The sequence below is a fragment of the Pseudomonas sp. AC463 genome, assembly GCF_979253585.1.
Genome location: NZ_CEEDDZ010000006.1, coordinates 66,694 through 80,026, shown reverse-complemented (window position 1 = coordinate 80,026; position 13,333 = coordinate 66,694). Strand labels below are relative to the sequence as shown.

The 13,333-nt window shown below is 60.3% G+C and carries 9 protein-coding genes; 8 read left to right on the top strand and 1 reads right to left on the bottom strand.

Annotated features, from left to right (window positions below; translation table 11 throughout):
- The first annotated feature begins 178 nt into the window (after positions 1-178).
- The 8 genes from uvrD to AC0IYH_RS09075 all read left to right on the top strand — a co-directional run bounded on the left by uvrD (position 179) and on the right by AC0IYH_RS09075 (position 11,412).
- A complete protein-coding gene (gene uvrD / locus AC0IYH_RS09110) occupies positions 179-2,362 on the top strand; it encodes a DNA helicase II (protein ID WP_116627060.1) in 2,184 nt (727 codons plus the stop codon).
- A 243-nt stretch (positions 2,363-2,605) separates the two neighbouring features.
- Positions 2,606-3,478 carry a Tim44 domain-containing protein gene (locus tag AC0IYH_RS09105; RefSeq protein ID WP_116627061.1) on the top strand — a complete coding sequence of 291 codons (873 nt, stop codon included), beginning with the start codon at positions 2,606-2,608 and terminating at the stop codon, positions 3,476-3,478.
- Positions 3,479-3,663: 185 nt separating this feature from the next.
- Positions 3,664-4,161 (top strand): RNA polymerase sigma factor, encoded by a 498-nt coding sequence (locus AC0IYH_RS09100; protein ID WP_116627062.1) that lies wholly within the window; start codon positions 3,664-3,666, stop codon positions 4,159-4,161.
- A gap of 43 nt (positions 4,162-4,204) precedes the next feature.
- The gene (locus AC0IYH_RS09095) at positions 4,205-5,185 is read left to right on the top strand and encodes a FecR family protein (RefSeq protein ID WP_471833951.1); all 981 of its coding nucleotides are present in this window, start codon (positions 4,205-4,207) and stop codon (positions 5,183-5,185) included.
- 145 nt (positions 5,186-5,330) lie between these two features.
- Positions 5,331-8,444: a TonB-dependent receptor domain-containing protein gene (locus AC0IYH_RS09090; RefSeq protein WP_471833949.1), complete on the top strand. Its 3,114-nt coding sequence runs from the start codon at positions 5,331-5,333 to the stop codon at positions 8,442-8,444.
- Positions 8,445-8,530: 86 nt separating this feature from the next.
- Entirely contained in the window at positions 8,531-9,292 is a 762-nt protein-coding gene (locus tag AC0IYH_RS09085) for a Slam-dependent surface lipoprotein (protein WP_116627064.1), read from the top strand.
- A 92-nt stretch (positions 9,293-9,384) separates the two neighbouring features.
- Positions 9,385-10,884 (top strand): surface lipoprotein assembly modifier, encoded by a 1,500-nt coding sequence (locus tag AC0IYH_RS09080; RefSeq protein ID WP_116627065.1) that lies wholly within the window; start codon positions 9,385-9,387, stop codon positions 10,882-10,884.
- 120 nt (positions 10,885-11,004) lie between these two features.
- Entirely contained in the window at positions 11,005-11,412 is a 408-nt protein-coding gene (locus AC0IYH_RS09075; RefSeq protein ID WP_017739032.1) for an SMI1/KNR4 family protein, read from the top strand.
- Between the two features lie 17 nt (positions 11,413-11,429).
- On the opposite strand, the gene AC0IYH_RS09070 is transcribed toward AC0IYH_RS09075, so the two are convergent.
- Complete coding sequence (locus AC0IYH_RS09070) at positions 11,430-13,193, bottom strand: cation:proton antiporter (protein WP_116627066.1); 1,764 nt, start codon at positions 13,191-13,193, stop codon at positions 11,430-11,432.
- Positions 13,194-13,333: the final 140 nt, after the last annotated feature.

The window sequence follows — 13,333 nt, the reverse complement described above, 5'->3', positions numbered from 1 at the left end:
CTGCTCCACGTCATAAAAAATGCACGCGCAAGCACCGCAAACCTTGGGGCCAGACAGCTTGAGCGAGACACGACGGGGCTTGCGACCGTTGACCGACCAGTCATCAGCCTGGAAATTTTCCACTGACCACCCGGCATTCGCATTTGCCCGAGCACCCCGAGGGCCATAGAATGCGCCGATGCGCGATGATCTCTCTCTTTTGCTGAACTCCCTCAACGATGCCCAACGCCAGGCTGTAGCAGCCCCCGTTGGCCGTCAGTTGGTCCTGGCCGGTGCTGGCTCCGGTAAAACCCGAGTGCTGGTGCACCGTATCGCCTGGTTGATCCAGGTCGAGAACGCGTCCCAGCATTCCATCCTGTCGGTGACGTTCACCAACAAGGCCGCTGCCGAGATGCGCCACCGCATCGAGCAGCTGATGGGCATCAGCCCGGCCGGCATGTGGGTGGGCACCTTCCACGGCCTCGCGCACCGCCTGTTGCGGGCGCACTGGCAGGAAGCCGGCCTGGCCCAGACCTTCCAGATTCTGGACAGCGACGACCAGCAACGCCTGGTCAAGCGGGTGATCCGCGAGCTGGGCCTCGATGAGCAACGCTGGCCGGCGCGCCAGGCGCAATGGTTTATCAACGGCCAGAAAGACGAAGGCCTGCGCCCGCAGCACATTCAGGCCAGCGGCGACTTGTTCCTGGCCACCATGCGCAGCATTTATGAAGCCTACGAGGCGGCCTGCGCGCGCGCCGGCGTCATCGACTTCTCCGAGTTGCTGCTGCGCGCCCTCGACCTGTGGCGCGACAACCCAGGCCTGCTGGCCCATTACCAGAAACGCTTCCGCCACATTCTGGTGGACGAGTTCCAGGACACCAACGCCGTGCAGTACGCCTGGTTGCGTCTGCTGGCCAAGGGCGGCGACAGCCTGATGGTGGTGGGCGATGACGACCAGTCGATCTACGGCTGGCGTGGCGCGAAAATCGAGAACATCTACCAGTATTCCGACGACTTCCCGGACGCGATTACCATCCGCCTGGAGCAGAACTATCGTTCCACCGCCGGGATCCTCAAGGCCGCCAACGCCTTGATCGCCAACAACACCGGGCGCATGGGCAAAGAGCTGTGGACCGACGGCGGCGAAGGCGAGGCGATCAACCTGTACGCCGCGTTCAACGAGCACGATGAAGCACGCTACGTGGTGGAAACCATTGAAAGCGCGCTGAAGACCGGCCTGGCGCGCAGCGATATCGCGATTCTGTACCGTTCCAACGCCCAATCCCGGGTGCTGGAAGAAGCCTTGCTGCGCGAGCGCATCCCGTACCGCATCTATGGTGGCCAGCGCTTCTTCGAGCGAGCCGAAATCAAGAACGCCATGGCCTACCTGCGTTTGCTGGAAGGGCGTGGCAACGATGCGGCGCTGGAGCGGGTGATCAATATCCCGGCGCGTGGCATCGGTGAGAAAACCGTCGAAGCCATTCGCGACCATGCGCGCCACGCCGATGTGTCGATGTGGGAAGCCATGCGCTTGCTCATCGCCAACAAAGGCCTGACTGGCCGCGCGGCCGGGGCGCTGGGTGTGTTTGTCGAGTTGATCGAGAACCTCGCCGCCAAGTGCGCAGAAATGCCGTTGCACTTGATGACCCAGACCGTGATCGAGCAGTCGGGGCTGATTGCCTACCACGAAGCGGAAAAAGGCGAGAAAGGCCAGGCACGGGTAGAAAACCTTGAGGAATTGGTCAGCGCCGCGCGTGCATTCGAAAACACCGAGGAAGACGAAGAGCTGACCCCGCTCGCCGCGTTCCTCGGCCACGCTTCGCTGGAAGCTGGCGACACCCAGGCCGATGAGCATGAAGACAGCATCCAGCTGATGACCTTGCACAGTGCCAAGGGCCTGGAATTTCCGTATGTGTTCCTGGTGGGCATGGAAGAAGGCTTGTTCCCGCACAAGATGAGCCTGGAAGAGCCCGGCCGCCTTGAGGAAGAACGCCGCCTGGCCTACGTGGGCATCACCCGCGCCATGCAGAACCTGGTGATGACCTACGCCGAGACCCGACGCCTGTACGGCAGCGAAACCTACAACAAGGTGTCGCGGTTCGTACGTGAAGTGCCGAAGGGGCTGATCCAGGAAGTGCGCCTTTCCAACAGCGTCAGCCGCCCGTTCGGCGGTGGCCAGCAGCAGAATTCCAGCAGCATGTTTGCCGGCTCCGAGATCCCGGAAACCCCGTTCAGCCTGGGCCAGCAGGTCAAGCATGCGATCTTCGGCGAGGGCGTGATCCTCAACTTCGAAGGCACTGGTGCCCAGGCCCGTGTGCAGGTGAACTTCGCCGAGGGCAGCAAGTGGCTGATGATGGGCTACGCGAAGCTCGAAGCCGTCTGAACATTTGCTGTGGCCAGGGAGCAGCTCCCTGGCCACAAAAAACCCGCCTGAGGAAACACTGCGTTACATGAAGGTTATCGGCCCGCCCTTGTTTTTAACCAGGGCGGGCCAATAACTGTAACTAGTCCTACAGACCCTTCGGATTTGGTCTTACGCAAAAGCCCGAAACATTATGCCGCTAGCCACTGTCACTACACCTGTGCAACATGGCGCGCGTGCAATCCACAAATGGGAATTCCCTTTATGAAACGTTTTCTTAGCATCGCCATGGCGTTGTGCATCGGCCTGACGATGAGCCTCGACGCCAACGCCAAACGCTTCGGTGGCGGCAAAAGCATGGGCTCGGCGCCGACTCACCAGACCAGCCAAATGGCTCCCTCCGCCGGTGCAGGCGGTGCTGCCGCTACTGCAGGCGCAGCCGGTGCTGCTGGCGCTGCTGCCAAGGCCGGCGGTGCTTCGCGCTGGTTGGGCCCTCTGGCCGGCATCGCCGCGGGTGGCCTGCTCGCTTCCATGTTCATGGGCGGCGGCTTCCAGGGCATGCAGATCTTCGACATGCTGATCCTGGCAGTCATCGCCTTTGTGATCTTCCGCTTTATCGCCGCCCGTCGCCGCAAGCAGCAGGAGCACATGGCTCCAGCCGGCGCGCCGATGCAGCGTGAAGTGTTCGAGCAAAAACCAGCCGCCATGGGTTCGATCTTCGGTGGTTCGGCAGCCCCTGCCGCTGCCCGCCCGGTGATCAACGCACCGGCGTGGTTCAACGAAGAGCGTTTCGTCGAAGCGGCCCGCAGCCACTTCCAGTCCCTGCAGCAACATTGGGACGCCAACGAAATGGACAAGATCTCCGAGTTCGTGACCCCGCAACTGCTGGAGTTCCTCAAGCGCGAACGTGCCGAAATCGGCGACGCGTTCCAGTCGACCTACATCGACGACCTGCGCGTACAGCTGGAAGGTGTGGATGATCGCGCCGACAAGACCATCGCCACCCTGACCTTCAGCGGTGTGTCGAAGACCTCGCGTTTCGACCAGGGCGAAGTGTTCAGCGAAAGCTGGAACATGGAACGTGCCCAGGGCGACAACCAGCCTTGGCTGGTCGCCGGTATCCGCCAGAACGGCTGATCCCGCAGCGCCTTGAGCGCGCCGTAAACGACCCCGGTTGGGTATGACCTGTAAAGGAAATACCCAGCCGGGGTCTTTTTTTGCCGGTCCAAAACAGCTCGATAGTTTTTAGTAGATTAATGAGAACGGTTCTCACTATACTCGCAACCTCTCCCGGTTCTGCCCGAGCATAGGAACGTGCCGACGTGCTGGAAAAACTGTTCAACCAACATGCATCCGCGCTCCATCGCTACCTGTTGCGGAAAAAATGCTCCCCCAGCCTGGCGTCGGACCTGGTGCAGGACACGTTCCTGCGCATCGCCCAGTTGGAAAACCTTGAGCGCATTCTTTGCGCGCCGTCCTATCTGTTTCGGGTAGCGCACAACCTCATGATCGATCACCACCGGCGCTACGGCGAAAAGCGCTTCGACAATGACGCTGCCGCGTATTTCGCGACCTTGGTGGATGAGGCCAGCGGCCCCGAGGAATTGGCGTTCGACGCCCTGGCCATGGAGCAGTTGGAAAGCCTGCTGGAACGGATGCCGGAGCGCACCCGTGATATCTTCATGCTTTGCCGCGTCGAGGGCATGACGCACAAAGAGACCGCCCGCTATTTACGGATATCCACAAGCTCTGTACAAAAACACATGGCAATGGCACTGGCCAGGATCGGCAAGGCCCTCGATCCAGATCAAGAGGGTTAAGCCATGGATATTCCAGGACGCAAGAAGGTAACCAGTCAGAATCGTGAACGACTCCCCTCAGACCATCGACCCGGTAGAGCGCAGTGCTGCCGACTGGGTGATGCGTCACCGCCAAGGACAGCTCTCACCCCGTGAACTGGAGGCTTTCCAGCACTGGCAGGCCGCCGATCCCCGGCATGCCGCCGCCGCCGGCAGGGCAGATCGTGCCTGGCAGGCAACCGCCATGCTCAAGCGGCGTTCCGGCTACGTAAAACCCCAACGCCCACCGCGCGCCAACTGGATACGCCGGCCGTTGCCCGCCAGTGGTGCCGTGGCGGCATTGGCAGTGGGTTGCTGGCTGTTGCTTGCCCCGCCCTTCTGGCTGGAAGCCTTGAACAGCGACTACCACACCGGTTTTGGCGAAACACGCCAGATCACCCTGGCAGATGGCAGCCGCGTGGAGTTGGGCAGCCACAGCCTGTTGAACATTGCCTACGACGACCAAACCCGGCTGGTCCGCCTGAACCAGGGCGAGGCCGTGTTTACGCCGGCGCCGGTCAACGAGCAGGAGCGGCGCCCATTTACCGTACGCGCCCCTGGCGCCGATATCACCGCGCGCGGCACAAGCTACCTGGTGGGTGTCGGCCAGGACCGCGAAGGCTGGGTCGGGGTTTTGCAGCACCAGGTCGAAGTCAATCTGACGCCCGAGCAACGCGACGACGCCGCCGGCTCGGCGCAGCTGGAGCAAGGCAACAGCCTGCGGTTCAGCCCCAAAGCCGGGATTGTGCCGCTCAATACCCGCCCCGATGAGCTTGCCAGCTGGCAGCAGGGGCAGTTGGTCTTCCAGCGTGAGCGCCTGGGTGACGCCGTGGCGCGCATCAACCGCTATCGCCCGGGCCTGGTAATGGTCAAAGGCGACGCACTGCGTGATGTACGTATCAGCGCTGTCATGCGCTTGGACAATCTCAACGACGCTCTCAAGCGCATGGCCACCCAAGCCCATGGCCGCGTGCTCGACCTGCCGGGCCTGACGCTGATCTATTGAAGATCGGCGGCACGCCGCGGCCACTCTACATATTCATATAAATCCTGATACATAGATCATAACGATCTATCGCGTTTTTGCTGCTGCTGCGTTTCTACTACATGTGAATAACTCTTATTTGCTTTTAGTGAGGCCAGCTTTGCACATGCAACAGAAGAACAAGAAGCGTAAGGCACTAAACCGCACCCGACTGAGCCTGGGGATTCAGTTGGCGGTTTTCGCACTGTGCGCCAATGCCGCAGACATCAGCCCGACGCGGGACACCAGCGCGCAAAGCGCGCCTCACGCCCAAACCCGCGGCGGCTATCACGACTTCGATGTACCGGCATTATCACTGGACGCGGGGCTGGTGCTGCTGGCGCGCCAGGCCGGGGTGGAACTCTACCTGGGCAGCAACGACCTCACCGGCCGCAGCAGCAACCCGGTCAAGGGCCGGCTCTCGCTGGACGCTGCGCTGCAGCAATTGCTGGCCAACCAAGCCGTCGCCTATAGCCTGGTCGGCGCGCCGGAGCACCCCGTCATCCAGGTGCGCCCCGTGCAAGGCACCAGCGGTATCCAGCAAGGCGACCTGGCGCCCATCTACGTGCATGGCATGGACGGCAAGGAGTCCCGCGACGAAAAGGGCTACAACGACATCTACGATCAGGACACCTCCTCGGTGTACTCCGGCAAGGAGCAGATCGAACGCTACAAAGGCGCCGCCCCCGCCGATATGTTCAAGGGCATGCTCAACGTCTACAGCGGCGACGGCCGCAACAGTGGCGCGCTGGACCCCAACGTGCGCGGCATCCAGGGCCCCGGCCGCGTACCGCTGACCATCGACGGCACCGAACAGGCGCTGACCGTGTATCGCGGCTACATGGGCGCCAACAACCGCAACTACATCGACCCCAACCTGATCGGCAGCATCAAGGTGCTCAAGGGCCCGAACCTGGAGCGCAACGTCTACAGCGGCGTTGGCGGCGCGGTGGTGGCCAGTACCTTGAACGTGGATGACATCCTCAAGGAAGGCCAGGAATTCGGCGGCGAGCTGAAAATGGAAGGCAGCAACAACTCGGTGTCACCCAAGCTGCCGACGCTGATGACCGGGCAAAGCCCGCCTGCCGACTATCAATACATCCCGATTTATTCCTATTACGACCCGTCGCTGTACAAGCACCCGCGTACCGGTCGCGACAACAACCTGATCTCCGGGGACGACTCGGCCTATCGCCTGGCCCTCGGCACCCGCCAGGAAAAATTCGAGCTGCTCGCCGCCTACGCCTACCGCGAAAAAGGCAACCACTACGCGGGCAAGAACAAAACCGGCTTCTATTCCACCGGCAAGCAGGTCAATGGCCAGTTCGACTACATCCCCAACCTGGCCAACATCTACAAACCGGGCGATGAAGTGCCCAACACCTCCAGCAAAATGGAGTCCTGGCTGGCCAAGGCCAAACTCAAGATCGATGAAGACCAATCCCTGGAGTTCGGCTACCGCGACACCGATTCGCTGTACGGCGAGATCATGCCGTCGCGCATCTCGTTCTTCCGCCCCGGCGACCAGTTCGACGCCGAAACCAGCGGCGTGCCGCAGTGGCCGCTGAGCCATGTGCAGAGCAAAGCCTACAACCTGGAATACAACCTCAAGCCCCAGGACAACCCGTGGGTGGATTTCTATTCCAACCTCTGGGCCACCAATACCCAAAGCGACACCTACACCAGCGGCGGCGTGCCCAACGCCACCAGCGCGGCCAACCCGGTGTTCCGGAACACCGCCGTGGCCAACGCCCAGCACGACCGGGCGGGGGTAACGCTCAGCAACAAATTCAAGATGCTCGACAGCCTGGACCTGACCCTGGGCGCCAGCTACCAGCACGAGAAATTAAGTTCCAAGGATGATTATTACGACGCCGCAATCTTCGACACCTTGCGCATGAACCCACGGGCGGGGCGTCGGGATGAGCGCGAATACAACTTCAACTTCGATTGGCGCCCGGTCACCTTCGCCAAATTCACGGCCGGCGCGCGGTATTCCTCGTATTGGGCGTTCGATGACTATCTGAAGGAAACCCAGGACAAAACCGGAGTGACCACGCAATTTGTGGAAAACGGCCGGACCGTCAGTTACACCACGCGCAAAACACTGAGCACTGCCGAGTGGCAAGCCAATGTCGATCAAAGAGTAGCCGGCAACCAGTTCTTTTGGGACATGTTTGGCATTCCACAGGAACAGCGCCTGGCCGAAATAGAACAGATCAAAAAAGAAACCCCCCTTGTTGAGGACACTCAACATCAGGCGAATTGGGCAAGCGACGGCAAAGGTAAATATTCCCGGGCTAACAACCCGTGCATCAATGGCTTGAATGCCGGTCAAGACATCATTGCGTGCAGTGCCTCAGGCAGCACCACGGGCACTCAAAAAGATGTGAGCGCCAAACACCAGAAAGACAGTGACTGGGCGCCCAACTTGTCAGCCACTTTTTACACTTCGGAGAATGGCCGGGTTTATTTCCGCTACAGCGAAGCCATCCGTTATCCCAGCATGTTTGAAAGTACACTGGGTTTCTCCTCGTCGGTCAACCCCTGGGGGCTGGAGCCAGAACATGCCTATAACTATGAAGCGGCGTATATCCACAACTTGGCCGGCTGGGGCGGCAGTGAGCGCGCCGATATAAAACTGACGTACTACCACAACACCATCAAAAACGTGATTGAACGCAGCCCGGAGTTGCGCTTCAGCAACCTGGAGAAACAGACGACTTCCGGCGTGGAGTTCCAGGGGCGTTACGACAACGGGCGGGTGTTTACCGACCTGAGCATCGCCCATGTGCTGAAAAACAAAGTCTGTGATGAAGACTCGGCGGTGGCGATCAGCACCAATGGCAGCACGCCCAACTGTGTGGAGGACGGCTTCGTGGGCGGTTACCTGGTGAGCATGGCCCAGCCTGAATGGTCAGCCAACCTGGGCGGCGGTGCGCGCTTCTTCAATCGCAAACTGGAAGTCGGCGGACGCGCGATTTACTACCGCCAGCACCAGAGCAAGTTCTACAGCAACTACCCCGACAGCGCGATGGTGAGTTATTACATCAACACGCCCATGTCGTGGGACAAGATTATTACTTATGACGCTTACATCAACTACAAGCTCACTGACGACGCGTCTATCGAGTTGACTGGCACCAACTTGAGCAACCTCTATTACATTGACCCGCTGACACGCTCGGCCATGCCCGCGCCGGGTCGAACCTTGAAAATCGGTTTTACCACTACGTTCTAACTTGTGAGGTGCACCATGGGAGGCTAAGAGAACTTGGCAGATGCTTGACGTGTTGACTTACTTAAATTTACTCAATGGATGAAGAAATGAAAACTTTCAACTACACAGTATTGGCAGTGGCTCTTCTTGGTTTGGCTGGCGTTGCTCAAGCAGATGTTTCTTCGGGGCAAAGTTACACCGGCACTATCGTCGTTGAAGGCACTGGCGGTACGGGCACTGTGAACCACCCTGGCACTCCAGGCCAGCCGGCCGTTGGCGTTCTGGCATTTTACGGCGGTGCAAAAGTTGGTTTCGCCGGCCTCAAAGGCATGGTCGCCACCGACGCCAATGGCGTCACCACCATTACCCCGGCCATGATGCCCGCCTCCCACGCCGCGCTGGGCAACTTCGACTTCAAACAAGTCGCCAGCCAACAGGTGTACTACGGCGAGTGGTCGCAGAACGGCACCAACAACGACCCGACCCGCGTGGTGTACTACTCGGGTGACACCACCGGCCGCGTGCTGCCGACTGCCAGCGTGACTTACGCGGTACAGGGCATCAACAACTACTCCGGCGCCAATGTGCTGTCCGGCGACCTTACCGCTTCCTTCGGCACCGCCTCGCCGACCCTGACCGGTTCGATCGCCAACGCCAACCTGCGCGTTGCGGTGAACGCCAACATCAACACCACCACCGCCGGCTTCAGTGGCACTGCAGCCGCCCTGAACCCGACCACCAACGGCTTGCTGTCCACCGGTACCACCCAGGGCAGCTTCTTCGGCGCAGGTTCGACCGCGTCGCTGGCCGGTATCGCCAAGTTCGCCAACCGCGACTACGACACCGCTTTCGGTGGCGTAGCCAAGTAACCGCGGCTTGAACTGATGTAGCACCAGCAAGCAAGTGCCTGACGGTCGGGCACTTGCTTTTGGCGTTTTAAAGCGATCCCGAGAGCCCGGTAATGCCCCAGCCCTACTGCAAGTGGTCCCTTACGCTGCATGTTTTGCCCTTCTCTTTGCTGCTGTTCATGGCCCCGACGGCGTTTGCCGCCGACCAGGACACCACCCTGCGTCTGAACCAGACCATCGAGTACCGCGCTAACCAGCAAGAGCGCGAGCTGCTCAAGGATGAACTGCCCAGCGACGGCGCCCCGCCGCTGTTGAATATCGACGGCCAGAACTACACCGTCGGCAACAACCTGGACGAGCTGGGCCGCGCGGTGTACCTGAGTGTCCAGCGCCAGGAATGGCCGCAGGCTCGCGACTACCTCAAGCGCTACACCGCACTGCCCGGCCACGATCCGATGCTCACCGCCTACGCCAAAGGTGGCCTGGCCCGCGCCGATGGTGACCTGGATCAGGCAGAAATCGACTACCGCGAATTGCTGGCCATCCAACCTGATTTCCTGCCCGGCCGCCTCGAACTGGCGCGGGTGCAATTCGAAAACCGCAAGGATCGCGACTCTAAAGAGGCGTTCCAGCAGATCACCAGCAGCCTCAGCCCCTCGGACGCCAAGGCCATGGGCCTGGGCAAGACCGTCGATAGCTTTATCCAGGCCCTCGACCACCGCGAAGACTGGCAAGGCTCCTTCGCCATCGGCCCGACATGGAGCGACAACCTCAACCAGTCCTCCGAAAGCACCGTGACTTACCGCTTTGTTACCGACCAGGAAACCATCCTGGTCAAACGCTCCTTGCCCAAGGCCGTGTCGGCCCATGGCCAGGACTACGAGGCCACGCTCAATAAACGCATGGCGATCAGCGGCCACCACGGGCTGTTCGTGCGCTCGTTGCTGTACGGCCAGGCCTACGAAAAAGAGAGCAAGTACAACGAAAGCACGGTGATCAACAACGCCGGCTACAGCTACCACGATGCGCGCAACCAGTACGCATTCGGGCCCTCTTACGAGTTCAACACCATTGGCGACAACGCCATGTACAGCGCCTGGGGCTTGCATGGCGAGTGGATTCACAACCTGTCCGCCACGCGCATGTTCAAGCTCGAAGGCGACTACAAAGACATGGTCTACAAGCACGACATCAACAGTAACCTCGACGGCGCGACCAACTCCGTGTCGGCCACCCTGTTCCAGGTGCTGCCACGCCAATGGACGCTATTCGGCGGCGTCGATATCGTCGACCGCAACGCCCGCGACCGCACCGCCGCCTACCTGCAAAAAGGCGTGCGCCTGGGGGTCGCCAAGGACTTTGATATTGGCGTCAGCGCCGTGCTGTTCGCCTCATACCGCCAGCGTCAGTACGATGCCTACAGCGCCATTCTCGATGACCGACGCTATGACGAAGAACAAGGCTACACCTTCATCCTGCGCGCGCCGCGCCTGGCGGTGTACGACATCGTTCCCAGCCTCACGGTCAAATACAACAAGGTGGAAAGCAACGTCGACTGGCTTTATTCCTACGATAAAAACAGCATCAGCCTAAAACTGGAGAAACAGTTCTAGTCCGCGCGTTGTCACAGGCAATGTGCTGACGCCGGGATTTCATTTCACGGTTGCACTTATAGCGAGCTACTGTATAAAACGCCCCTATAAACCGCGCCATCTAGCAAGAGGATCCCGGCCGTGGAAGAAATCATCGAACAATTGCGTGAAGCCAACGAACCGGTCCCGGTTCCTCTGGAACTGCCTGACGAAGACCAACTGGTGGAAATCGAAGAACAACTGTTCATCGACATCCCGTTTGTCTTCCGTGAATTCCTGCTGACCGTCAGCGACGTGGTCTACGGCAGCCTGGAGCCGGTGACCGTCACCGACCCGCAGTCCCACACCTACCTGCCCGACGTAGCGGCCAACGCCTGGGATGCCGGCGTCGACCGCAGCATGATCCCGATCTGCCAGGACGGTGACGACTACTACTGCGTCGAAGAAGACGGCACCGTGGTGCTGTGGTCGGGCGAAGAAGAACTGGTGACCGAAGAAACCTGGGAATCGGTGTGGCACTGGGCGCGGGACGTCTGGCTGGAAAGCTGAGTCCCCTCCCCAGGCTTTTAGTGCTCCGGCGAATCCTTGTGGTTATCCAGCGTCTCCAGCAAGGCGACCTGCATCCGCGTATGCACCCGGATGAACCACCGCCAGAGCACGGCCGCCACCGCCGCCGTGACCACGGCGATCAGCACCAGCAGCTTGTTGGTCGGCAGAATACTCGCCGACAAGGCTGCCAATAGCAGGAAAATCAGCAGCAGCGACAACAGCGGGATCAGCTCGGCGATCACCCGCCGAACGCGCTGGGTATGCCGCCCGGCCATTTCCGGCTTCACGCTCATCTCCGCCAGCAACATCGACAGCGCCTTGAGCTTGCGGTACGCCGCAATCAAGAACGGCAGCGACAACAGCAGCGCCCCGCCCCAGATCAACGCCTTCTGCCAGCTTGGATCACTGATCCAGCCTTGCAGATAGCCACCGATACGCACGGCGAAGTAACTGCCGGCGAAGAAGATCGCCACCACCAGCGCCAGGTTCACCCCCACTTGCAGGATGATCTTGCGGATCATCGACGCCAGCATCGCGCCCTCACCCTGGGGCTGAATACTGCGCAGCCATTCGCCATACATACCGAACACGCGGCTCATGCGCTTGGGCATCACGGCGGCAATCTTCAATGACAACGGGTCGGCGCCGCGAATCAGGTACGGCGTGAGCAACGTGGTGATCGCCGAAACGGCCACGGCCACCGGGTACAGAAAGTCGCTGGTCACCTGCAGGGTCATGCCCAGCGCGGCGATGATGAAGGAAAATTCGCCAATCTGTGACAGCCCCATGCCCACGCGTAGTGAGGTGCGGCCGTCATTGCCGGCGATAAAGGCGCCCAGGCCGCAGGACAACATCTTGCCGAGCACCACCGCCACGGTAATCACCGCGATCGGCCAGGCGTATTGCAGCAGGATCTGCGGGTCGATCATCAAGCCGATGGCCACGAAGAAAATAGCGCTGAACATGTCGCGAACCGGCTCGATCAGGCGCTCGATCTTAATCAGCTGCTTGGACTCGGCCATGATCGCGCCGATCAGGAACGCCCCCAGCACCATGCTGTATTCCAGCTTGACCACCAGCAGGCAGAAGCCGAAACACAGGCCCAGCACGGTAATCAGCAGCATCTCGTTGCTTTCGAACTTGGCCACGTAGGCCAGCAAGCGCGGCACCAGCAAAATGCCGATCACCAGCGCCACAATCATGAACAGCGAGAGCTTGCCGACCGTGGAAAATACCTCGCCGGAGCTGACTGTGCCGCTGACGGCGATGCTCGACAGCAAGGCGATGATGCCGATACCGAGAATGTCTTCAACGATCAGCACGCCAAAAATCAGCTGGGCGAACCGCTGGTTTTTCATCTTCAGGTCATTGAGCGCCTTGACGATGATGGTGGTCGAGGAAATCGCCAGGATCGCGCCTAGGAATAGCGAGTCCATGGTGTTCCAGTCGAACCAGCGGCCGATTTCGTAGCCGATCCAGATCATCAGGATGATTTCCAGGAACGCCGCGATAAACGCCGTGGCCCCGACCTTGAACAGCTTGCGCAGGCTGAACTCCAGGCCCAGGCAGAACATCAGGAAGATCACCCCCAGCTCGGCCAGGGTCTTGATGGTGTCTTCATCGTGGATCAGGCCGAACGGCGGCGTATGGGGCCCGATGATGAACCCGGCGACGATATACCCCAGCACCACCGGCTGCTTGAGGCGGTGAAACAGGATGGTGACCACCCCTGCCACCAGCATGATCACGGCCAGGTCCTGGATAAAGCTGATGGCGTGCATGGCGAGGGGCTCCTTGAGGGTACTGGCGCTTCTCCCACTTCCGCGCGCGCCTTTGAACGGTCGCAAAGAGCGGAAGGAAAAGTCAGCCTTGATCGTAAGAAATGCCCTGAGATGGGCTTTTGAAGGTTAACACCGCGACT

Bases quoted from the DNA above. Each gene is read 5' to 3' on its own strand.
- uvrD (WP_116627060.1), top strand. From the start codon at position 179: ATGCGCGATGATCTCTCTCTTTTGCTGAACTCCCTCAACGATGCCCAA.
- AC0IYH_RS09105 (WP_116627061.1), top strand. From the start codon at position 2,606: ATGAAACGTTTTCTTAGCATCGCCATGGCGTTGTGCATCGGCCTGACG.
- AC0IYH_RS09090 (WP_471833949.1), top strand. From the start codon at position 5,331: ATGCAACAGAAGAACAAGAAGCGTAAGGCACTAAACCGCACCCGACTG.
- AC0IYH_RS09085 (WP_116627064.1), top strand. From the start codon at position 8,531: ATGAAAACTTTCAACTACACAGTATTGGCAGTGGCTCTTCTTGGTTTG.
- AC0IYH_RS09080 (WP_116627065.1), top strand. From the start codon at position 9,385: ATGCCCCAGCCCTACTGCAAGTGGTCCCTTACGCTGCATGTTTTGCCC.
- AC0IYH_RS09070 (WP_116627066.1), bottom strand. From the start codon at position 13,193: ATGCACGCCATCAGCTTTATCCAGGACCTGGCCGTGATCATGCTGGTG.